Source organism: Spirillospora sp. CA-294931, from assembly GCF_050946795.1.
Lineage (GTDB): Bacteria > Actinomycetota > Actinomycetes > Streptosporangiales > Streptosporangiaceae > Spirillospora.
The window spans coordinates 380,398-402,130 of sequence record NZ_CP192006.1 but is presented as its reverse complement, the minus strand read 5'-3'; the positions used below and the strand labels follow the sequence as shown (position 1 = coordinate 402,130).

Annotated in this window: 22 protein-coding genes; 11 read left to right on the top strand and 11 right to left on the bottom strand. The window is 72.2% G+C overall.

Annotation, left to right across the window (positions count from 1 at the left end):
• Positions 1-31 precede the first annotated feature (31 nt).
• The gene (locus ACQPY4_RS01985) at positions 32-337 is read left to right on the top strand and encodes a hypothetical protein (protein ID WP_433331752.1); all 306 of its coding nucleotides are present in this window, start codon (positions 32-34) and stop codon (positions 335-337) included.
• Positions 338-340: 3 nt separating this feature from the next.
• Here the strand turns inward: ACQPY4_RS01985 and ACQPY4_RS01980 are convergent, their stop codons facing one another.
• From ACQPY4_RS01980 to ACQPY4_RS01970, 3 genes are all read right to left on the bottom strand, one after another.
• A complete protein-coding gene (locus ACQPY4_RS01980) occupies positions 341-700 on the bottom strand; it encodes an STAS domain-containing protein (RefSeq protein WP_433331750.1) in 360 nt (119 codons plus the stop codon).
• Positions 701-767: 67 nt separating this feature from the next.
• Positions 768-1,172: an ATP-binding protein gene (locus ACQPY4_RS01975; protein ID WP_433331748.1), complete on the bottom strand. Its 405-nt coding sequence runs from the start codon at positions 1,170-1,172 to the stop codon at positions 768-770.
• Between the two features lie 79 nt (positions 1,173-1,251).
• The gene (locus ACQPY4_RS01970; RefSeq protein ID WP_433331746.1) at positions 1,252-1,479 is read right to left on the bottom strand and encodes a hypothetical protein; all 228 of its coding nucleotides are present in this window, start codon (positions 1,477-1,479) and stop codon (positions 1,252-1,254) included.
• Positions 1,480-1,734: 255 nt separating this feature from the next.
• Between ACQPY4_RS01970 and ACQPY4_RS01965 the strand changes: the two genes are divergently transcribed.
• Complete coding sequence (locus ACQPY4_RS01965) at positions 1,735-2,403, top strand: hypothetical protein (RefSeq protein ID WP_433331744.1); 669 nt, start codon at positions 1,735-1,737, stop codon at positions 2,401-2,403.
• A 49-nt stretch (positions 2,404-2,452) separates the two neighbouring features.
• On the top strand, positions 2,453-3,022 hold the full coding sequence (locus ACQPY4_RS01960; RefSeq protein WP_433331742.1) for a TetR/AcrR family transcriptional regulator: 570 nt from the start codon (positions 2,453-2,455) through the stop codon (positions 3,020-3,022).
• A gap of 17 nt (positions 3,023-3,039) precedes the next feature.
• Here the strand turns inward: ACQPY4_RS01960 and ACQPY4_RS01955 are convergent, their stop codons facing one another.
• Complete coding sequence (locus ACQPY4_RS01955; RefSeq protein WP_433331740.1) at positions 3,040-3,360, bottom strand: ArsR/SmtB family transcription factor; 321 nt, start codon at positions 3,358-3,360, stop codon at positions 3,040-3,042.
• A gap of 63 nt (positions 3,361-3,423) precedes the next feature.
• Here ACQPY4_RS01955 and ACQPY4_RS01950 point away from each other — a divergent pair, with 63 nt between their 5' ends.
• The 3 genes from ACQPY4_RS01950 to ACQPY4_RS01940 all read left to right on the top strand — a co-directional run bounded on the left by ACQPY4_RS01950 (position 3,424) and on the right by ACQPY4_RS01940 (position 6,329).
• The gene (locus ACQPY4_RS01950) at positions 3,424-4,509 is read left to right on the top strand and encodes a flavin-containing monooxygenase (protein WP_433331738.1); all 1,086 of its coding nucleotides are present in this window, start codon (positions 3,424-3,426) and stop codon (positions 4,507-4,509) included.
• Between the two features lie 104 nt (positions 4,510-4,613).
• Positions 4,614-5,717: an MFS transporter gene (locus ACQPY4_RS01945; RefSeq protein WP_433331736.1), complete on the top strand. Its 1,104-nt coding sequence runs from the start codon at positions 4,614-4,616 to the stop codon at positions 5,715-5,717.
• 21 nt (positions 5,718-5,738) lie between these two features.
• Positions 5,739-6,329 (top strand): TetR family transcriptional regulator, encoded by a 591-nt coding sequence (locus tag ACQPY4_RS01940; protein WP_433331734.1) that lies wholly within the window; start codon positions 5,739-5,741, stop codon positions 6,327-6,329.
• 90 nt (positions 6,330-6,419) lie between these two features.
• On the opposite strand, the gene ACQPY4_RS01935 is transcribed toward ACQPY4_RS01940, so the two are convergent.
• Together ACQPY4_RS01935 and ACQPY4_RS01930 are read right to left on the bottom strand one after the other, a co-directional pair.
• A complete protein-coding gene (locus ACQPY4_RS01935) occupies positions 6,420-6,785 on the bottom strand; it encodes a serine hydrolase (protein WP_433331732.1) in 366 nt (121 codons plus the stop codon).
• Between the two features lie 104 nt (positions 6,786-6,889).
• Complete coding sequence (locus ACQPY4_RS01930) at positions 6,890-7,972, bottom strand: hypothetical protein (protein WP_433331731.1); 1,083 nt, start codon at positions 7,970-7,972, stop codon at positions 6,890-6,892.
• A 129-nt stretch (positions 7,973-8,101) separates the two neighbouring features.
• Between ACQPY4_RS01930 and ACQPY4_RS01925 the strand changes: the two genes are divergently transcribed.
• The 3 genes from ACQPY4_RS01925 to ACQPY4_RS01915 all read left to right on the top strand — a co-directional run bounded on the left by ACQPY4_RS01925 (position 8,102) and on the right by ACQPY4_RS01915 (position 10,633).
• Positions 8,102-9,076, top strand: a complete 975-nt coding sequence (locus ACQPY4_RS01925; protein WP_433331729.1) for a sensor histidine kinase — start codon at positions 8,102-8,104, stop codon at positions 9,074-9,076.
• A complete protein-coding gene (locus ACQPY4_RS01920) occupies positions 9,073-9,696 on the top strand; it encodes a response regulator (RefSeq protein ID WP_433331727.1) in 624 nt (207 codons plus the stop codon). Before ACQPY4_RS01925 ends, ACQPY4_RS01920 begins: the two co-directional genes overlap by 4 nt.
• 352 nt (positions 9,697-10,048) lie before the next feature.
• A complete protein-coding gene (locus ACQPY4_RS01915) occupies positions 10,049-10,633 on the top strand; it encodes a dihydrofolate reductase family protein (protein WP_433331725.1) in 585 nt (194 codons plus the stop codon).
• Positions 10,634-11,962: 1,329 nt separating this feature from the next.
• Here ACQPY4_RS01915 and ACQPY4_RS01910 read toward each other — a convergent pair.
• On the bottom strand, positions 11,963-12,700 hold the full coding sequence (locus ACQPY4_RS01910) for a PaaX family transcriptional regulator C-terminal domain-containing protein (RefSeq protein ID WP_433331723.1): 738 nt from the start codon (positions 12,698-12,700) through the stop codon (positions 11,963-11,965).
• Positions 12,701-12,765: 65 nt separating this feature from the next.
• On the opposite strand from ACQPY4_RS01910, the gene ACQPY4_RS01905 reads away from it, so the two are divergent.
• Complete coding sequence (locus ACQPY4_RS01905; RefSeq protein WP_433331721.1) at positions 12,766-14,532, top strand: acyl-CoA dehydrogenase family protein; 1,767 nt, start codon at positions 12,766-12,768, stop codon at positions 14,530-14,532.
• 464 nt (positions 14,533-14,996) lie between these two features.
• Here ACQPY4_RS01905 and ACQPY4_RS01900 read toward each other — a convergent pair whose 3' ends face one another.
• Genes ACQPY4_RS01900 through ACQPY4_RS01885 form a run of 4 tightly spaced genes read right to left on the bottom strand, consistent with a single transcriptional unit; the run spans position 14,997 to position 20,727 of the window.
• Positions 14,997-15,752 (bottom strand): SDR family NAD(P)-dependent oxidoreductase, encoded by a 756-nt coding sequence (locus tag ACQPY4_RS01900; protein WP_433331719.1) that lies wholly within the window; start codon positions 15,750-15,752, stop codon positions 14,997-14,999.
• A gap of 56 nt (positions 15,753-15,808) precedes the next feature.
• On the bottom strand, positions 15,809-18,505 hold the full coding sequence (locus ACQPY4_RS01895) for an ATP-binding protein (protein WP_433331717.1): 2,697 nt from the start codon (positions 18,503-18,505) through the stop codon (positions 15,809-15,811).
• Positions 18,506-19,438, bottom strand: coding sequence for a cupin domain-containing protein (locus tag ACQPY4_RS01890; protein WP_433331715.1), 933 nt, complete (start codon positions 19,436-19,438; stop codon positions 18,506-18,508). It abuts the gene before it with no gap.
• Positions 19,439-19,497: 59 nt separating this feature from the next.
• Positions 19,498-20,727 (bottom strand): MFS transporter, encoded by a 1,230-nt coding sequence (locus ACQPY4_RS01885; RefSeq protein WP_433331713.1) that lies wholly within the window; start codon positions 20,725-20,727, stop codon positions 19,498-19,500.
• Positions 20,728-20,811: 84 nt separating this feature from the next.
• On the opposite strand from ACQPY4_RS01885, the gene ACQPY4_RS01880 reads away from it, so the two are divergent.
• Positions 20,812-21,720, top strand: coding sequence for a LysR family transcriptional regulator (locus tag ACQPY4_RS01880; protein ID WP_433331711.1), 909 nt, complete (start codon positions 20,812-20,814; stop codon positions 21,718-21,720).
• The last annotated feature ends 13 nt before the right edge of the window (positions 21,721-21,733 follow it).

Sequence of the window (21,733 nt, the reverse complement as noted above, 5' to 3'; positions counted from 1 at the left end):
TTTGTCAGACCTTCGGGGAATGATGTGCGCTATGAGCAGAGATACCCATTCGGGGTTGCAGTGCCCGCACTGCCTTACGCCTCTCGCGCTCGTCCACGCCCCCGGGTCCCCCGCCCCGGTGGCCGATCCCCCGGCCCCGATCCTCGTCCGCGAAGAATGGGTTCCCCCACCCGTCGCCGAAGTGCTCGCCGTCTACGCGGGAAGGTCAAAGGACACCAAGACCGCCATGCGCGGCGCGGCCAAGGTGCGCGCCAGCCTCGACCGCGCCAGGCTCGCGGCGGCCCAGCGCCGCAATTCCCAGAAGGCCGCGCGCCGGGGCACCATCAAAAGCGCCTGACGTTCACGGCGGGTTCACTTCTCCGCCGCCCTCCCCCAGCGCCTCGTCGAGCGTTTCGTAAACCGTGAAAACCCGCGAAAGCTGGGTCACGTGAAAGATGCCGCGAATGCGCTCGTTGGCGCCCGTGAACACCATCGACCCCTCGACCGCCCGCAGCCGGTGCATGAGCCCCACCAGCACTCCGAGGCCCGTCGAGTCCAGAAACGCGACGCCGTCGAGGTCGATGACGAAACGCCGGTCGCCGTCCTCCAGCAGTTTCAGCAACAGCTCGCGCAGGCGCGGGCTGGTCTGAACATCGATCTCCCCGCCGAGGGTGACGATGGTGTGATCGCCATAACGGCGGTGCTCCGCGCTGAAATCCACGGATTCTCCCCGGTCCGAGGGACGCTACGCCGCCGAGGATAGCCAGACCCAACCCGCCGGCGACGCCTCACCCCACCAGTGTTTTCTCGAAATGCACGACCGCGCCACTCGCGTCGCGGCGGTCGCGGATGCTCAACCCTTCGGTGAACGCCCGGATCAGCGTCAGGCCGCGGCCGTGCTCGGCGAGGGGGAGCGCCTCCCCCTCCTCCCAGTCGGCCGGGACGGCCTCGCGCCCGCCGTCGATGATGTCCACCACGAAGCGGGCCCCGTCCAGCCGGGCGCGGACCTCGTAGTCGCGGCTCGACTCGGCGTGCTGGATCACGTTGGCGCACGCCTCGCCCAGGGCCAGCGCGATGTCGGCGCGAACGTCGGCGCCGACGCCCAGCCCGCACAGCGAGGCGTCGAGCGTCCGCCGCACCAGCGGCGCGCTCTCGGCCTCCCGGGGCAGAGTCATCTCGATCGCAACGTCCATCGTGACCGCCTCCAAATTTCCCCGTGTACACGAGCCCACTGCCCGGCCACCCTCTGGAGAAACACGCCCCCGAGGACGTTTACTCGGCCAGCGAGGCCATGACCGTGGCACCTTCCGCGGAAATCCGCTCGGGTGAATTGTTGGCGATCCCGTGCCGCAGGACGGTGTCGGCGGCGTCCATGGCGGCCTTCGCCGTAATCACGCACGCCTGCGCGCGCTCGATCTCGCCCAGCCCGATGCAGTCGAATGCGACCCGCGCGTCATGAATCGCCAGCCGCAACTGCCGGACGGCCTCTTCGATGCCCATGTCCGTCGCCCTCCCCGCGAATTTCGCCGAGCCCGGTCCGGCGCGCCAGGTCAGCGGCCCACCACGACAGACGGACCCGGTTTCGCGCGCCATCGGCCTCTTCCGTTTGACCCCGTAGTTGACCCCCGAGCACGAGCGCCAAACGCGCTACGCCGACTATTGACCGAAGCGCGCCCCAATCCGTCCCGACCAAGATCATCTTTACCAATGAACCCGGCATTTCCGGAAGGGGCCTCCACCCTCTACCCTGCGATGGTGTCCAGAACTTCCCGGAAGCTGGGAGCCGACGCGTTCCTGGCCGCCATCCCCCGCAAACGCATCCCGCAGACACCGCAGAGCCGCCGCCGGATCATTTTCGGCGCCGTCCTGGTGAGCTTCGTGCTCTCCATCCTGGTCGTGATGTTCGCCTACACGCTCGCCTACGCGGGCTGGGGCCCGGGCTCCCTGCCCGGCCTCGTCAACCGGGGCGGCCGGAGCGGCCCCGCACCGCTGGGCGACCGCCTGGGCGCGATGTTCTTCCACATCTGCCTCTGGATCCTGCTGATCCTCTTCATCCGCCAGGTCATCCGGCACCGCCTGGTCGCGCCCAAGGTCGCCATCGACCAGAACGGCGTCTGGCTGACCCGAGGCCGGATGATCCAGCAGGGCCTCCCCTGGGCCGAGATCGCCGCCGTCAACGTCGTCGGCCCCGGCGCCCAGACCCGTATCGGACCGGAGGCCGCGTCCACCCCGTTCATCGAGGTCTTCCCGGTGAACCGGGCCGAAGAGACCGGCACACCCCTCTCGGCCCGCCTCGTCAACGCCCACCCCACCGCCCCGGGCCTGCGCGGCAAGCGCTACGTCATCGAACTCCTGGAACCCCCGCCCCAGGAACTGACCGCCACCCTCAACCGCTTCGCCCGCGAGAAACACCTGGTCGCCTAGAGCCTCGGCCCTCTACTCTTGTAGAGGGCCGACCTCTGAGGAGCCGAACGTGACCGAACGACGCGACATGCTGGCCGACGCGGCGATCGCGACCCTCGCCCGCGAGGGCATGCGCGGCCTGACCCACCGGGCCGTCGACAAAGCGGCGAGTCTGCCCGAGGGGTCGTGCTCGTACTACTTCCGTACCCGGCGATCGCTCCTCCAGGCCACCGTCGAGCGCCTCGAAGAGATCGACACCGAGGAGTTCACCACCGGCCTGGCCCCGGGCGCGGACCTCAACGAGATCGCCGAGGCCGCCACCCTCCTGGTCGTGCACTGGACCACGGCCGGACGCGAGCGCATGCTGGCCCGCTACGAACTGGCCCTGGAGGCCAACCGCCGTCCCGAACTCCGCGAGCTCTTCCTCAAGGCGGGCGCCCGCACCCGCGCCCTGCTCACGGCCCTCCTGGCCGCGGCGGGCACCCCCGACCCGGCCAACCAGGCCCGCCTGTTCGCCGCCTACCTGGACGGCCTGATCTTCGACCACCTGGCCGGCGCCGGCGCCCTGGACCTCACCCCCGGCGACCTCCAGAACGCCCTGCTGACCACCCTCCGAGCCTTCGCCCCCGACCCCGCCTGACGGCAGCGCCCGGTCGCCTACGGGCAACAACGGCGCAGGTAGGACTGGAGCTCGACGAGCGAGCGCTCGATGGCCGGGCCGTCGACGCGGTAGCGCACCTGCTTGCCGTCGCGGCGCGACACCAGCAGACCGCCCCGGCGCAGGATGGCCAGTTGCTGGGACGCCGAGGACTGCCCGATCCCCATCCGCTCGGCGACGGTGCCGACGGTGAGCTCCACACCCCCGGCGAACAGCGCCATCAGCTCCTGACGCTGCTCGCTGGCCAGCGCTTTGAGGAAGTCGTGAGCCGTCGCGCTGAGCTGCGCGCCGGCGTCGCCGCAGGACATTGGCTCGGTCATGGACCCAGGATAGACACACATCAACATATTGACATATTATGAAATGACGTTACGTTGGCTCCCATGCAGCCGATCGTCATCGTCGGGGCCGGGCAGTCCGGCCTCGCCACCGCCCACGCCGTCCTGACCGCCGGAATGCGGCCCCTGATCATCGAGGCCGCCGACCGTCCCGCCGGGTCGTGGCCCACCTACTACGACAGCCTCACGCTGTTCTCGCCCGCCCGTTACAGCGCGATGGACGGCCTCCCGTTCCCCGGTGACCCCGACCACTACCCGCACCGCGACGAGGTGGTCGGCTACCTGGAGAAGTACGCGGCCCGGCTGGACGTCGAGATCCGCACCGGCACACGGGTCGTCCGGGTGGACGAAGAGTTCACCGTCCACACCTCCGACGGCGAGCGGATCCGAGCCTCGGGCGTGGTGGCCGCGTCCGGCTCACGTCCGGTGATCCCCGCGCTCCCGGGGCAGCCCACCTACACCGGCGAGCTGGCCCACGTGGTCGGCTACCGCAATCCGGAGCCCTACGCGGGCAAGAGGATCGTGGTCGTCGGCGGGGGCCACTCCGCCGTGCAGATCGGGTACGAGCTGGCCAAGGTCGCCTCGGTGACCCTGGCCACGCGCTCCCCACTGCTCTTCCAGCCGCAGCGCACCCGGGGCCAGGACATCCACCACTGGGCCGTGACCAGCGGCTTCGACCACTTCCCGGTGGAATGGCTGGCACGGCTCCTCCCCGGACGGCTGATCAACGACACCGGCATCTACGAGGAGGCGCTGAAGAACGGACTGTTCGACCGGCGGCCGATGTTCTCGGCCCTCGATGGCGACCGCGTCGTCTGGCCCGACGGCCAGGCAGAGCCGGTGGACGTCGTCCTGCTGGCCACCGGCTACCAACCCCGCCTGGACTACCTGGCCGACCTGGGCGCCCTCACCCCCGAGGGCCTCCCCCTGCACACCGGCGGCCTCTCCCTGACCCACCCGGGCCTGGGCTACGTAGGGCTGGAGTTCCAGCGCTCGTTCTCCTCCAACACCCTGCGCGGCGTAGCCCACGACGCCACCCACGTAGTCACCGCAGTAGCCGCCTACGCCCGCGGCGCCCTAGAAACCCTGGGCATCGCCCCCACCACCCCACAGCATGACGTTCGGCGGTGAGGTTGCGGGCTTCTGCGCGGGTGGCAGTGGGAGAGGGTTCGGGGGCGCGAGGGCTCGGGGTGGTGTTGGGGGCGCTTTGCGTCACTCAGATCATCGGGTGGGGCGTGTTGTACTACGCGTTCCCCGTGCTCGCTCCCGTGATCTCGCGCGACACCGGGTGGTCGGTCGCGGCTACGACGGGCGCGTTCTCTGCCGCGCTGGTGGTGGCCGCGCTCGCGGGAATCCCGATCGGGCGGCGTCTGGATCGGTATGGGCCGCGGGCGGTGATGACCTCCGGTTCCTTGCTCGCCGGGGTCTCGCTGGCCGCTGTGGCCGCGTCACCGAATCTCTGGTGCTTCGCCGGGGCGTGGGTGCTGGCGGGGGCGGCCATGGCGGCCGTGCTCTACCAACCGGCCTTCGCCGCCGTGACGCGGTACTACGGCGCCGGGCACGTGGCAGCGCTCACCACCGTGACGCTGGTGGCGGGCCTGGCCAGCACCGTCTTCGCGCCGCTCACCGACCTGCTGGCGGGGCACCTCTCGTGGCGCGGCGTCTATCTCGTCCTCGCGGCGTTTCTGGTCGTGACCACCGTCCCGCTGCACGCCCTGGCGCTGCGGCGTCCCTGGCCCGCGGCGCCGCGGGGACGCCATGCGGTCACGGACGTGCGCGAGGTCGCATCCAGCCGGGCCTTCGTCCTGCTCACGGCGGCGCTGACGCTCTCGTCGTTCGCCATGTACGCGGTGCTGACCAACCTGATCCCGCTGCTGACCTCGCGCGGCGCCTCGGCGACCACGGCGGCGTGGGCGCTGGGGCTCGGCGGCGTCGGGCAGGTCGCCGGGCGGCTCGGCTACGGCGTCCTGGCGCGGCGCACGAGCGTCCGCACCCGGACGGTCTGGATCCTCGGGCTCTCGGCACTCTCGACGTCCGCGCTGGCCGCGATCCCCGGCCCGGTGGCCCTACTGATCGCGGTGGCGGTCATGGCCGGGACGACCCGCGGCATCGCCACACTCCTCCAGGCCACGGCCGTGTCGGACCGGTGGGGAACGTCCTCGTACGGCGCCCTGTCGGGCATCATGTCCGCCCCCATCACCATCGCCACGGCCATCGCGCCCTGGGCGGGGGCCGCCCTGGCCGCGGCCCTCGGCGGCTATCCGCGGCTCTTCACGGCGCTCGCGGTCACCGCCGCGCTGGCCGCGCTCCTGGCTTCCGGCAGAGTTGCCCGTGACTGAGATCCCCAGTTCAATGCGGTCATGCCCTACCGCCGAACGCCCGCCGTCCAGGCCCGGCTGGACGCCCAGCGCCAGGCCGTCCTGGACGCGGCGATCGCGCTGCTGTCGGAGAAGGGGTACGCCGGGTGCACGATGGCGGCGGTCGCCGACCGCGCCGGGATCGCCACCGGCAGCATGTACAAGCACTTCCCGAGCAAGGCCGCCCTGACCGTCGAGGTGTTCCGCACCGTCGTGACCCGCGAGGTCGAGGCCGTCGCCGAGGCCGCACAGGGCCCCGGCGACCTGAACGAGCGCATCGTCGCGATCGTCGAGACCTTCGCCGGACGCGCCCTGCGCAACCCGCTGCTCTCCTACGCCCTCCTGGCCGAGCCCGTCGACCCGGCCGTGGACGCCGAGCGCCTGGTCTTCCGCCGCGCCTTCCGCGACCTCATCGCGGGCCGTATCACCGAGGGCATCGACGCCGGCCTCCTCCCGCCGCAGGACGCCAAGCTCACCGCCGCGTCGCTGGTGGGGGCCGTGGCCGAGGCCCTGGTGGGCCCCCTGTCCGGTGAGTCCACCGACCAGGAGACCCTCCAGGCCCTCACCGCCTTCGTCACGCGCGCCCTAGGCTGACTCCCGGGCACAGCGCCGTCCGGGCAGCATGGTCGTGCAGATTCCGCCACGCCTTGCTGATCGGCGTCGGCACCTCGTTGCCGTGCCCTGTCAGGTTGACCACGTAGCCGAAGTGGCGTCGGCCGTCGTCGCTGACCAGGACGTCGGCGTGGTGCCCGCGAACGTCCCGTTGTGGCCCCAGAAGCGCCCGCACCCGGGAATCTCGTGCTGGACCAGCCCGAGTCCGTACCCGCACATGGTCGTGTTGGGCGGCGGGCCGGGCGGTGTCAGCACCTGCTTCAACTGGGCGGGCTGGGCGGGTGGCAGCAGCCGTCCGCCGAGCAGGGCGCGGAAGAACGTGCCCAGGTCGGCCGCCGTGGAGACCCGCGCTCCGGCGGCGGCGTCCCGGGTTCGGGTGCCGTCGCCCGCCGAGGCCATGATCGCGGGCATTCCGGCGGCGTGGAGGGCCTCCAGCACTCTGTCGAACGGCCCCCGGGGGAGCGGCGTGCGCGGCCGGCACCGCGATGGTGACGGCCATGGCGCAACGGTAGAGCTTGTTCATCATGATGAGCGCGTTCTCGTCAGTGTTGGCCGCAGGTACCGCATCGGCCGCGCCGCCGCAGGTGGTAGGCCAGGGTCGCGGCGCCGAGGGCCAGCCCCCAGAGCGTCCACAGATGCGCGGGCGCCGAGAGCACCAGATCGCCGGGATCGTCCAGCGGCATATAGCCGAGGACGAGCGCGCGGTTGAACATCAGGCCCGCCTCGGTGACGATGACGGCGACGAACGTGGCCGGGATGATCGCCGTCCGGGGCCGCACCGGCTTGCCGCCCAGGAACGGGATCCACCGGGGGAAGACCTCGCCCCAGCGCTGGACGAGCCCCACGGTGAGGATCGCGCCCACCGCCCCGAAAGTGGCCAGCCCCGCACCCGCCCACCAGATGCCCGGCGACTCGCGGGCCTCGCGGCGGATGCCCTCGGTGGCGTAGCCGAGCGGGATGGCCAGCGCGAACACCCAGCGCGTCACCGCGTACACCAGCGGGACGGCCACCGCGACGACGACCGCCCGCCGTCCCCACCGGGCCGCGCCCGCCGGTGTCGTCCAGCCGTCCGCCGTCTCCCCGGTGCGGCCGCAGTCACCGCACGCGGCGCGGACGCGGCGCCGGTACGCCACGGCGGCGCCCGCCCAGGTCAGCCCGCCCCCGATGAGCAGGAACTGGTGGAGGACGGGCCCGTCGAACATGCCGGGCCCGAAGAAGTCCACGCCCTTGGGCCAGTCGAAGAACACCCGTCCGACCAGGAACACCGGCGTCCGGCCCACCGCGGTCAGCGGCCGGTAATCGGGGATCACCAGCGCCAGCGACACGGCCGCCAGCCCGGCCATGCCCACCAGCGCCGCCCCCACCGGGCCGCCCGCCCGCGCGCGTGCCAGCACCACCGCCAGCAGCGCACCCGCGAACCCCAGGACGGCGATCACCGGCGCCGCCGCGTCCTGCTGGACGTGCTCCAGGATCGAGACCTTCTCGCCAAGCGGATCGCGCTCGACGCCGAACGGGAACCCGCCGCCGTCCAGGCTCCAATACACCCCGAACAGCCCGTAGACCAGGGACCAGCCCGCCGCCGCGTAGGCGATCCAGCCAGACCAGGAAGCGTTCGTTGTCTTCATGCCTCAACCCTCGGCGGCCGCGAGGCGCGCGACCATCTGCCGTCCGGGGTGTCCGGCGGCGGATCCGGGCCGGACGCCTACCCCGTTCGGGGGAGGTCAGAGCAACCGCCCACGCCTACTCTCTGGGCCATGACACGGGTAGCGGCGCTGGCGAGCGGCGTCTCGATGACGACGACCGTCCTGGCCATCGCGCTCCGTCCGCCGCTGGGAAACGCGGCCCGGCTGGGCAGCACCCTGGAAGCGCTCGCCCTCCTCGGCCTCATCGTGATCGTCGTCCGCTCGGCACGGCCCCGCGAAGCCGTCGTCACCGTCGTGCTCCTGAGCACCGCGGCAACGGTGTGGGTGCTGCGGTTCCACGACTCCGAACCCTCGTTCCGGGCGGTGGCCTGGTGCGCGATCTGGACGATCTTCGCCATCGGCGCGGCCGCCGCCGGCGGCTGGCTGCGCCTGGCCGCCGCACGCCACCGCCGCACGCTGATCGGGACCGTCCGGCTGGAACTCGCCCGCGACCTGCACGACTTCGTCGCCCATGACATCAGCGGCGTCGTGGCACAGGCCCAGGCCGCCCGCTTCGTCGCCGAAACCGACCCCGGCCGGGCCCTGGCCGCCCTCGAACGCATCGAGGCAGCCGGACTCCAGGCACTGACCTCCATGGACCGGACCGTCTCCATGCTCCACGGCACGCCCGCCCCATCGTCCCTCGGCCTGGCCGACCTGCCCGAACTGACCGGACGCTTCGCCTCCGCAGGCCCCGCCGACGTCCGGCTCCAGGTCGATCCGGCCCTCGGCACCCCCCTGCCCCGCGAGATCGACGCCACGGCGTACCGCCTGGTGACCGAGGCGCTGACCAACGTCCGGCGGCACGCCCCCGCCGCGACGACGGTCACCATCACCCTCCACCGCGCGGACGGCCCGGCGCTGGCGATCACCGTCACCAACGACACCGGCTCCGCGTGGCGCCGCGCACCCGGGAGCGGGTCCGGCCTGATCGGCCTCGGCGAACGCGTGCGCGCCCTCGGCGGCACCCTGGACGCCGGACCATACGGGACGGGCTGGCGCATCAGCGCCGCCCTTCCCCTGAACGCCCGGAGCCTGGCGCGATGATCCGGATCCTGATCGCCGACGACTCCGCCGACGTCCGCAGCGGTTTCCGGATGGTGCTGGACGCCCAGCCCGACATGAGCGTGGTCGGCGAGGCACCCGACGGCGCCACGGCGATCGAACTGGCCTGCCACCTGCGTCCCGACGTCGTCCTCGCCGACGTCCGGATGCCACGCGTGGACGGCCTGGAGCTCACCCGCCGCCTGGCAGGAACGACCCGCGTGATCGTCGTGACCACCTTCGACCTCGACGACTACCTCACCGCCGCCCTGCACAACGGCGCCCGAGGCTGCCTGCTCAAACGCTCCGGCCCCACCCTCCTCATCGAGGCCGTCCGCGCCGCCATGGCCGGCGACGCCCTGATCAGCCCCCAATTCACCACCCGTCTCCTGAACCGCGTCCCCACCCCGCCCTTGACGGCCGACCCCGCACTCACCAACCGCGAACTCGACATCGTCCGCGGCGTGGCCCGCGGCGAAACCAACGCCGAGATCGCCGCGTCCCTCTTCATCTCCCCCGGAACCGTCAAAACCCACCTGGCCAACGCCCAAGCCAAACTGGGCGCCCGCAACCGAGTAGGCGTAGCCGCCTGGGCCTGGACCACCGGCCACGCAAAGATCTAGCCGCGCCCCCCAGACGCCCCCGGGACCACCCACTCCCCAACAGATCCCAGCGCACAACAAATCGGGCGCCCCCGCCCCACACGTCGTCGAAGCTCAAGTCACGGCACGACACCACACAACGGGGCGATCAAGGCCCCCGTAACCCGACGGACCCACACACGTGACCCCGCCACCCCGCCCAACGGACCACGGGCCTCTCCAGGCAGGGCACGCCTCGTCCAGGCTCGGAAGGGCGAGCACGCGAGGTAAATCCCAAACTCTCCGCACGGCGGTGTCGAAAGGCGCCGAACCCGTTCGTGGTCATGGTGGGAGACCGGCAACGGCCCCGGTCGACATACAAGGGGAGAGCACCATGACTGCCACCTACACCTTCGACGTCTTCTCCACCCTCGACGGCTACGGCTCCTACGACAGCGACGGCGACTGGGGCGGCTACTGGGGCAAGCAGGGCCCCGATTTCCTCAACCGCCGCCTCGCCCTGTACAGCCAGGAGCAGCGCATGGTCCTCGGCGCCAACACCTTCCGACAGTTCGCACAGATCATGGGCCCGGCCACGGGGGAACTGAAAGACCTCGACCCGGTGAACAGCCAGATGAGGAACGTGCCGACGACGGTCGTGTCGACCACGCTGGAAGGCCCCCTGGACTGGCCGGACGCGACCCTGGTGAACGGCGATGCCCTCGACGTCGTCGCCCGGCTCAAGGAGGAGTCCGACGTGCCGCTGCGCTCGCACGGCAGCCTGTCGATGAACCGCGCGCTGATGGCCGCCGGCCTGGTCGACCGCGTCCAGCTGACGATCTTCCCCGTGATCTCCGGTCAGACCGGAACGGACCCGATCTTCCAGGGAGCGGCCGACTTCGACCTCGAACTGATCGAGAGCCGCGTCCTCGACGACCACACCCAAGAGCTCATCTACCGGCCCACCCTCCACGCCTGACCCCCGCCACCGAACCAGCACCCCAACGAGCCGAGACCTGAACGGCCAACGGCCGCGCGATGTCAGGGACGGACGGCAAGACGGCCCAGGTGAAAGGACAACGCGGGCGCCAGGACAGCGCAGGCGGCAAGACAGGCCGGCGACAAGACAGCGCAGGCGCCAGCATGGCCCGGACGACAGCACCACGCGGGCGCCAGCACCACGCGGGCGCCAGCACCACGCGGGCGCCAGCACCACGCGGGCGATAGGACAGCGCGGGCGATAGGACAGCGCGGGCGATAGGACAGCGCGGCGGCGAGACGGCCCGGGCGGCAGCGTCCTGGTGCTAGAAGCCGCGCTGGGGCAGGGCGGGGGCGGGTCGCGCAGCGTCAGGTCGTCGCCCGAGGTGAACATGGCGTGGCAGAACACCCCGGGGGTGGCGACCCCGGTGCGCGGCAGGGTGGCCACGACGCGGGCCAGTGCCTAGGGCGTCAAGGACGCCCAGCGCCAGGTCAGTGGCGACGGCCCAGGCGACAGCACCGCCCGGGCGACAACAATACCGCGCGGGAAGCAGGACGGCGCGGGCGACAGCACGGCCCGGGCGGCAACACCGCGCGGGCGACAGGACGGCGCGCGTGACGGGACGGCGCGCGTGACGGGACGGCGCGGGTAGTAGCACCGTGCGGGCGACAGGACGGCGCGGATGACAGCACGGCCCGCGCGACAGCACCACGCGGGCGACAGCACCGCCCGCGCGACAGCACCGCCCGGGCGACAGCACCACGCGGGCGACAGCACCGCCCGCGCGACAGCACCACGCGGGCGACAGCACCGCCCGCGCGACAGCACCGCCCGGGCGACAGCACCACGCGGGCGACAGCACCGCCCGCGCGACAGCACCGCCCGGGCGACAGCACCACGCGGGCGACAGCACCGCCCGCGCGACAGCACCACGCGGGCGACAGCACCGCCCGCGCGACAGCACCGCCCGGGCGACAGCACCACGCGGGCGACAGCACCGCCCGCGCGACAGCACCACGCGGGCGACAGCACCGCCCGCGCGACAGGACGGCGCGGGCGGCAACACCGCGCGGGCGACAGGACGGCGCGCGTGACAGCACGGCGCGGGAAGCAGGACGGCCCGCGCGACAGCACGGCCCGCGCGACAGCACCGCCCGGGCGACAGCACCGCGCGGGCGACAGCACCGCCCGCGCGACAGCACGGCCCGGGCGGCAACACCGCGCGGGTGACAGCACCACGTGGGTGACAGCACGGCCCGCGCGACAGCACCGCGCGGGTCACAGGGCGGCGCGGGTCACAGGACGGGCTGGTCCTGGCGTTGCTGCTCTCTAGGGGGTGGGGACGTGGTCGGCTAGCAGGCGGGCGAAGGCGACTTCGAAGTGCTTGTACTGGGTGCGGAGCTCGGGGCCGGGCCAGGACGGGGGGAGGAGTTCGGGCGGGAGTAGCGGGTCGTCCAGCAGGTGACGGAGGACGGCGGCGGCGAGGGTGAAGCGGTCGGCGAGAGCGGTGGCTTCATTGAGGGCCGTGCGGAGCGCGCGGGCCTTGGAGGACCAGGCGTCCAGGTCCCAGAGGGTGGCGGCCAGGTCGTGGGCGGGCTGTTCCGGGCGGCCGGTGAAGAACGTGCACTGCTGGGTGACGGTGGTCGGACGTCCGCGCGTCAGGTTGGCGGGACGGAGCCAAGTGCCCTCGCGGACCTCGGCGAGGCGGAGGTCGGCCATGGCCTGGCGGAGCGCTACGCGGTCGGCGGCGGGACGTCGCTCGGCGGTGATGACGGCGATCTCCCAGTCGCCGTTCCACGAGCGGGTGCGCGGGGTGCGGCTCTCGTCCTGCCGGGCCTGGCGTGCCAGGAGGCGCTCGGTCAGCGCGTAGGCGCCGTCGGACTGGACGAGGTCGCCCGCAGCCACCATCCGCGAGAGCGCGACGCGGATCGTGCCCTCGGCGATGCCGAACAACTCGCCGACGCGAACGAGGTAGCGCGCCTTCAGGCGGGGTGGGTGGGAGCCGAGCAGCGTGCTGAGCACCACCGACCGCGCCGTGAGCGGGCGGAGTCCGAGGGAGTTGGCCATGACGTCCGAGACCTTAGCGAATTACACTCTTTCGACATCTGAACTAGAAGTGTAATGTCCGAGCTATGGCTTCCTATCTGATCGAGCCGGTGGACCGGCTTCCCTTCGGTGGGCCGGAGAAGGCCCGCCGTTACGCGACCGAGCGTTATCGGGGTGCCGTCGGGCTCAACTGGTACACCTGCGACCCGAGTCTGCGCTCGATGCTGCGACGTCATCTGGGCGCCGAGGGCCTGGCATGGGCAGAGCCTCGGCTCGAATCCCTCGGCGGCATGATGGGCGGCCCGATCGCCGCCCGCGCCGAAGAGACCGACAAGAATCCGCCCCGGTTGGAGAAGTACGACCGATGGGGACGCGATATCAGCCAGGTCGTGATGCCGCCGTCGTTCGAGGCCGCCCGGCATGACCTGGTGGCGACGTCCTTCACCCGCCCCGAGTTCTTCGCCGAGGCGCGCGATGCCGACGTGGACGCGGCGCCGCTGGCCGTGGCCTGGAGCTACCTGCTCGACCAGGCCGACATCGGGATGGCCTGCGCGCTGGGCACCGGCGGCGACATGGTCGTGGGACTGGCCGAGCTCTTCGCTCCGGACGACGTCAAACGTCGCGTGCGGGACTTGTTCTCGGCCGGGATGTTCTCCGGCGAGGCCGCCCAGATGCTCACCGAGCGCTCCGGCGGGTCCGACCTGGGCGCGCTGGAGACGACCGCCACCCAGGACGGCGACGCCTGGCGGCTCAACGGCCTCAAGTGGTTCGCCTCCAACGCCAACGGCTCGGCGTTCGTCGTCCTGGCCAAGCCCGCGGGGGCGGACGACGGCGTGCGCGGCATCGTCCCCTTCCTGGTTCTGCGCGAGCGCCGCGACGGCTCGCGCAACGGGATCCGGATCCGCCGCCTCAAGGACAAGCTCGGCACCCGCTCGGTGGCGTCCGGCGAGATCGAGTTCACCGACGCCGAGGCCTTCCGGCTGGCGCCCGAGGGCGGGGGCAAGGGCGACGGCAAGGGCCTGTCGCGGATGATGGAGCTGACCAACGGCGCTCGGCTCGGCATCGCGATGATGGGGCTCGGCTGTGCCCGCCGCGCCCTGGTCGAGTCGCTCTGCTACACCCGCGCCCGCGAGGCGTTCGGCGCCCCGCTCGATGAGCAGCCGCTGATGCGCCGCAAGCTCGCCGAGCTGATCGTCGAGACCGAGGCCGCCCAGACCCTGGTGTTCGAGGGTTATCTCGGCCAGCCCCGTCTGCGCCTCGCGCCCGCGCTGACCAAGCTGCGCGCCGCCCGGCTGGGCGTGACCGCCGCCAGCGACGCCATCGAGATCCACGGCGGCAACGGCTACATCGAGCAGTGGCCGGTCGCCCGGATCTTGCGCGACGCCCAGGTCAACCCGATCTGGGAGGGCGGCGACAACATCCTGTGCCTGGACGTCCGCCGCGCCATCGACCGCGAGCAGGCGCACGAGCCCTTCCTGGCCCGCCTCACCGAGGCCGTCGAGCGCGCGCCGTCCGGCGACGACGCCACCGCCGATCTGGTCACCCGCCGCATCACCCGCCTCCGCGAGGCGATCACCGGCTGGCGCGCCCTGCCTCCCACGACCGCCGAGGCCCGCCTCTTTCCCCTGGCCCAGCACATGACCGACGTCTACAACGCCGCCCTCCTCCTGGAACAGGCAGGCTGGGAACGCGAGGAACTGGGCACGGACCGCAAGGCCCTGATCGCCCGCCTCTACACCCGCGCCCACCTGACCCCACGCGACGCCCTCCACGACGTCGAAGCCCCAGCCGAAGACCTCGACCGCTTCGACGAACTGACCGCCGGAGCCCTCCAAGACGACCGCAAGGACTGACCCGCGAGCCGACGAGACCCCTCGCGTCGTGGTCGAGCTCAGCCTCCACCACGATCTGGGCTTCACTGGCGACGCCCTCGGTGTGGTTCGCGCCTCCTGCATTGAGGACGACCTCCACCACGAACTTCCTGATCCAGGCGTTCGCTGACGCGCCCTCGGGGACGGTTCGCGCCGCCTACGTTGAGGACGACCTGTACCGCGATCCCCACCATCCGAGTGGCGTTGGCGGTGTCCTCGGTCGTGGCTTGTGCCGACACTGTTGGGAGCGGTCATCAGTGCGACCTTCGTCATCTGGGCGGCGTGGGGGTGTCTCGGGGGTGGGTTGTGCGTTTTTGAGCGCCCGCGCTGCGGCGCCCGGTGGGGACTCCGGTCATGGCGAGCCCTGGCCCCTGCTCGCGCTGGAACGCCTGGACGTGCGTTGGAACCCGTTGCGCGTCCCGCCCGCCCTGGCCGTCGCGCTTGGCCTAGGTGAGGGGGCCTAGGTGGAGGCCGCCGGTGGCGTCGATGAGGTTGCCGGTGATCCAGCGGGCTTCGTCGGAGGCCAGGAAGGCGACGGCGTTGGCGACTTCTTCGGGGGTTCCGATTCTGCCCAGGGCGGTCATCGCGACGAGGGAATCCCTGACCTCGGGGGTGTGCAGGATGTCGTTGATGCCGGTGTCGGTGGCACCCGGTGCCACGGTGTTCACCGTGATGCCGCGCCTGCCCAGGGCGTTGGCCAGGGTTCGGCTCATGACCTCCAGTGCGCCCTTGGTCATCGCGTAGCCGATCTGGGACGGCACCGCGACGCGGGCGGCCGCGGACGAGATGGTGATGATCCGCCCACCGTCACGGAGCAGCGGCAGCACCGACTGGACGAGGAAGAAGGGCGCCCTGACGTTGATCGCAAAGACCTCGTCGAACTGCGCGGGGGTGAGGTTCTCGATCGACCCGGTTGTGAGTGTCTCCAGGTTTCCGCAGGCGGCGTTGTTCACCAGGATGTCGAGTTCGCGTCCTTCCAGCCCGGCCATCAGCGCGGCGATGTCGCCTTCGGTTCCGAATTCGGCCCGGACGGCGAAGGCCGTGCCGCCGTCCTTCTCGATCGCCGCCACGGTGTCGAGGGCGGCGTCGCGGCTGGCGGAGTAGTGGACGCACACCTCCGCCCCGTCCGCCGCGAGCCGTCGTGCGATGGCCCGCCCCAGCCCTCGCGATCCGCCCGTCACCAGCGCCGTCTTGCCGTTCATCGCGACCTCGTCCCTGTCGGTGTTCGCCCGTCCTCACCGACCTTGGCCGCGGCCGCTCACCGTTCGCTCACCATCGGCTCACGGTCGGCGAGGCGGTCCAGGCCCGCGAGGATGCGGCGCCGGGTGGCCTCGGCACCGATCGACCAGCGGTCGCAGCCGGGGAGCGCCAGCTCGTACAGCTCGCGGGCCTCGGCGAGGTCACCGCGCTGGTACGCGATCTCGCCGAGGCCGCGGCGGGCGCCTGCCAGGGTCTCGGGCATGCCCGAGCGGCGGGCGAAGTCGGCGGCGCGTTCGTAGGCGTCGTTGGCGTCGTCGAGCCGGCCCTCGGCCAGGTGCTCGTCGCCCTTGCGGACGAGCAGGCGGGTGATGTCCTCGACGGCGCCGAGCCGGGTCGCCGCGGCGATCGCCTCGTCGATCAGCGCGGTGGCCCGGGACGCGTCGACAGCGGCGAGCTGGTCGAGCGCGGTCGCCACGCCCCACAGGTCGCCGATGCGGCGGAATTCGTCCAGCGCGGCCTCGAAGGCGTGTCCGGCGCCGGACGCGTCGCCGTCCAGGAAGCCGACGACGCCGTGGTCGAGCCGCGCGTAGGCCCGGGACCAGGGGTCGGACGCGTTCTGGTCGGCGAACCCGGGGCCGAGGACCATGAGCCTGAGGGCGAGAAGCGACGGGTGCCGTACGGGGCGCCCGAGCGCCGTCAGCCGGCGGCGCAATTCGTCGTCGTGGTCGTGGCTCGCCGCTGCGGCGGTGGCGACGCAGAGCGTGTACTCCTCGTCGAGCCCATCGGGGGGCTCGCCGCCGACGGCGTCCATGAGGGCCGTGGCGATCGGGGCGTATTCCTCGGTCAGTCCGCGCAGTTGCCCGTACCAGGAGAGGGCGGCGAGCAGCCGCAGGCCGGGTTCAGGCTCGGCGGCGCGTAGCGCGGCGTCGAGGTTGCCGCGCTCGGCGTCCAGCCGGGCGAGCCATTCCAGCTGGTCGGGGCCGCGCAGCCGGGGCTCGGCGGCCTCGGCCAGGCCGAGGAAGTACGCCGTGTGCGCGGCTCGCGTCCGCTCACGCTCCCCGGGGTCCAGCTGTTCGGCGCAGAACGCGCGGATGGTCTCCAGCATCCGGTACCGCCCGCCGCCGAGCTCGACCAGGGACTTGTCGGCGAGATCGGCCAGCGGGCCGACGGCGTCGTCGCCGCACAGCGCGAGGACGGCATCGAGCGTGCCGCCACCCCGTAGGACGGTGAGGCGCGCGGCAAGCGCGCGCTCGGCGGGGCCGAGCAGGTCCCAGCTCCACCCGACGACCGCGCGCAGCGTCCGGTGGCGGGGCGGCGCCGAGCGGTCGCCCCGTGACAGGAGCCGGAACCGGTCGTCCAATCGGGACGCGATCTCCTCCACCGCCAGCGTCCGCGACCGCGCGGCAGCCAGCTCGATGGCCAGCGGCAGCCCGTCCAGCGCACGGCAGATCCGAGCGACGGTTTCCGGCGCCCCCGGTTCGAAGCCCGGCTGGACGGCGGCGGCCCGGTCGGCGAACAGCCGCACCGCCTCGTCGGCGAGAGGCGCCACCGGGTACAGCGCCTCCCCGGTGACGTCCAGCCGCTCGCGGCTCGTCACCAGCACCCGAAGGCCCCGGCAAGACGCCAGCAGCGGCCGCACCAGACGCGCGACGTCGCGGGCGAGCCGTTCGCAGTTGTCCAGGACGAGCAGCAGCCGCCGTTCCCCGATCCCGGCGACGAGCCGGTCGACCGGCCCCGCCCGCCCGGACACCCCGGGGACGAGCCCGGCCTCGCGCAGCCCGAGCGCGCCGATCACCGCCTGTGCCGCGTCGGACGCCTCCGAGAGGTCGGCGAAGCAGACGTCGCCGCTCTCACGCTCGGCCGCCTCGATCGCCAGGCGCGTCTTGCCGACGCCCCCCGTCCCGGTAAGGGTGACGAGCCGTTCGCGGCGCAGGAGCGCGGCCACGTGGCGCAGGTCGTCGTCGCGGCCCACGAAGCTGGTGAGCTGTGCGGGTACACCGCACGGCGCGACGTCGGTGAGCGCGCGCTCTGCGTTGAGCACCGCCAGGTGGACGTCCTGAAGCGCGGGCGAGGGGTCGACGCCGAGCTCCTCGGCAAGCGCGCGCCGGGCGTCCTGGTAGACCTCCAGGGCCTCGGCCTGGCGTCCGTCGCCGTAGAGGGCGCGCATCAGCTGTCCGCGCAGCCTCTCGCGCAACGGGTGGACGGCCACAGCCTCGGGCAGTTCGGCCAAGAGTTCGCGGTACTCGCCCCTGGCCAGCCGTGCCTCGAAACGGTCTTCGGTGGCCGTCAGACGCAGTTCGTCCAGCCGTCCGGCCTGAGCCTCGGCGAACGGCGCCCGCCGGACGTCGGCGAGAGCGGGGCCGCGCCACAGGTCGAGCGCCTCGCGCAGCAGCCGGTCGGCGCCCGCCGCGTCCCCGTTGGCGAACGCGCGCCGTCCGTCCCCGGCCAGCCGTTCGAAGCGGTGGACGTCGACGTCGCCGGGATCGGCCGCGAGCCGGTACCCGCCGGACGCGAACTCGACCAGTCCCCCGGGGAGGCTCCGGCGCAGCCGCGAGACCTGCGATTGCAGGGCGTGCTCGGGGTCGGCGGAGCCCTCCGTCCCGTATAGGCCGTCCACGAGCCGCGCCACGCTCACGGCTCGGCCCGCGTCCAGCAGCAGCATGGCCAGGAGCGCCCGCACCCGGGGGCCACCGAGGGGAACCGTCTCACCGTCGCCGGTCCATGCCTCGACCGCGCCAAGGACTCCGAACCGCACCTAGGACCTGGCCAGGGCGCGGTGACGGCCGGGTGGGATTCCCAGGGTCCGTTTGAACGCGACGCTGAGTGCGTAGGCGTTGGAGTAGCCGACCTGTCGCGCGACCGAGTCGACCGTGGCGTCGGAACGCGCGAGCAGGTCGGCCGCCTGGCAGATGCGCCACTCGGTGAGGTAGGCCATCGGGGGCTGACCGACCAGTTCGGTGAACCGCTGCGCGAACGTGGCCCGCGAGGCCCCGACCGCGCGGGCCAGCCCGGCGACCGTCCACGCGCGCGCGGGGTCGTCGTGGATCAGCCGCAGGGCGCGCCCGATCAGCGGGTCGGCGTGCGCCCGATACCAGGCGGGTGCCTGCGACTGCGGCAGCTCGAACCACTCGCGCAGGCTGGAGACCAGCAGCAGATCGAGCAACCGGTCGAGGATCACCCGCTGCCCCGGCGCGTCCCGGCGGATCTCCGAGGCGATCATCGTCAGCGTCGGGCACCCCTCCGGCACCGCCGGGACGCGGGCGACGCGCGGCAGCGCCGCCAGCACCCGCTGCGAGACGCTTCCGTGCACCCGGTACGTGCTCTTCAGCAGGACGGTCGAGTTGGACGGGTCGCCGTCGTAGTCGCACATGGCCAGCTCGCCCTCCACGACCTCCCCGTCGAGGGTCACGCATTCCCCGTTGAGGACCATGACGAGCGGAGCCGTCCCCGGGTCGTCGGCGACCGTGAACGGCTCGGACCCCACGACGATGACCACGTCCCCCGTATTCATCGCGACGGCAGCACCCTCGTCCGGGATCACCCAGGCGTTGCCGCTGAGCATCGTCAGCAGCGTCAGCGGCGACTCTTCGGCGTACCGCAGCGACCACGGCGACCGGACGGGCGACTGTTCGACCAGCGCCCCGACCGGACGGACGTCGCGCAGCAGGCTCGACAGGGCATCCTCCATACCGGCGAGCCTAGACGATGGAACATTGATCCACGGCCAACGATCATCGATCGTCCAGGTCAGGGACGTCCTGCGGTCGCGCTCACCCGCGCGGCCTCCGGCGCGGGCCGCTCGGACCGCGGCCGGAACACCACGATCAGCACCGCTGTGACCAGGGCGAACCCGCCGCCCGCCCACATCACCGCGGACGTGGCGACCGAATCGGCCACAACCCCGCCGAGCGAGGCCCCCGCCGCGATGCCCACCTGGAACGTGGTCACGAACAGGGCCGACCCGGCCTCCGGGGCCTGCGGCGCAGCCCGCAGCATCCACATCTGCAAGCAGACCGGAACGCACCCGTAAGCAACCCCCCACAAGAGCAGCAGGCCCACGACGACGGGCCGCGCATGCCCGGCGACCGGAATGAGGATCACCGACGCGCACGTCATGAGCACCGCGGCCAGCAGCGTCCGGTTCAGCCACCGCATCCCGAGCGCCCCGGCGGCGAACGTCCCCACGATCCCCGCCACCCCGTATCCGAGCAGCAGGACGCCGACCAGGCTCTCGTCCATCCCGGAGACCTTCTCCAATACGGGACGGACATACGTGTAGGCCGCGAACTGCCCCGTCACCAGGAACAGCAAGGACACCAGCCCGACCCGGACGGGCGCGGAACGGCGCAGCAACCCGCCCAGCTGCTCCAACCGGACCGGACGCTCTGCGGGCAACGGCGGCAGCAGCAGCGCCAGGGCGGCCACCACACTGAGGCAGACCACGCCCATCACCACGAACGCCACACGCCAGTCGGCCGCGTCCCCGATTACCGTCCCCACCGGGACGCCGATCACCGACGCGACCGCCACCCCGCTGAACACCATCGACGTCGCCCGGGGGACCGACCGCTCCGGTACGAGGCGTGGGGCGAGCCCGGCCGCGATGGCCCAGAACCCGCCCAGCGTGATGCCCACGAGCACCCGGGAGAGCAGCAGCACCACGATGTTGGGGGCGACCGCCGCCAGCAGGTTGGCCAGGGCGAGCACGGCCATCAGCGCGCCCAGCAGCAGCCGCCGGTCGACCCGTCCGGCCACCAGAGTCACCGCCGGGGCCGAGACGGCGCCGACCAGCCCGCAGATCGTCATCGCCAGCCCCGCGACGCCGTCCGAGGCCCGCAGGTCGCCCCCGATCGTGGTGAGCAGGCCGACCGGAAGCATCTCGGTGGTGACGACCGAGAACGTCCCCAGCGACACGGCCACCACCGCGAGCCAGTACAGCAATGCCGGCCGCGCGCCGGGCAGATCCGTTGTAGTCATGCGCCAAGCCTCGATTGACGCCTTATCCGGGAACAACGGCGAAGATCGCATCCTTGTATTAACGGGGCTAATCGAAGGGTGACCATGTCGCTGGAAGCTCGTGAATTGGAAGCGTTCCTCGTCCTCAGCGAGGAACTGCACTTCGGCAGGGCGGCCCAGCGCCTGTATGTCTCGCAGGGTCGCATCAGCCAGTTGCTGCGCGCGCTTGAGGGCCGCATCGGGGGCCGCCTGCTCCACCGCACAAGCCGCCGTGTTGAGCTGACACCGCTGGGCCGCCGTTTCCTGGACGACCTGCGCCCCGCCTACGCCGCCCTGGAGAACTCCATCACCCGCGCCCGCCAATCTGCCCGAGGCATCTCCGGGGTCGTGCGCGTCGGCTTCATCGCCTACCCGACCCCCGCGCTCCTGGGCAGCATCGACGCCCTCCGCCGCGACCACCCCACCGTCCAGGTCGACACCGTCGAGATCCCGCTCCGCGACCCGTTCGGGCCGCTGCGGCGCGGCGAGGTCGACGCCTCGTTCGTCTGCCTGCCCGTACGGGAGCCCGACCTGACGGTCGGCCCGGTGTTCAATCGCGTCCCGCAGACACTCGCGCTGTCGTCCCGGCACCCGTTTGCGTCCCGCGCCGCCATCCCCGCCGAGGAACTGGGCGACTTCCGTCTCATAGGCATCGCCGAACCGGCCCCCCGTTACTGGACCGAGCCCATGGCCCCCACCGTCACCCCGGGTGGACGTCCTATTCCCCAGGGCCCCAAGGTGGGCACCCTGCCCGAAGGCCTCACGATGGTCGCCACCGACCGCGGCGCCATGCTCTTCTGCGCCCCGACCGCCGAGTACCACGGCCGCAGTGACGTCGCCTTCATTCCGGTGACCGGCCTACCCGTATCCAAGCTTGCCCTGATCTACCCGGCCACCTGCACGAGCCCGACCCTCCACGCCTTCGTCCAAGCGGCCGAGGAATTGGGAATCGACGCCCTGACCGCCCCGGCCTAACGCGTCCAGATGT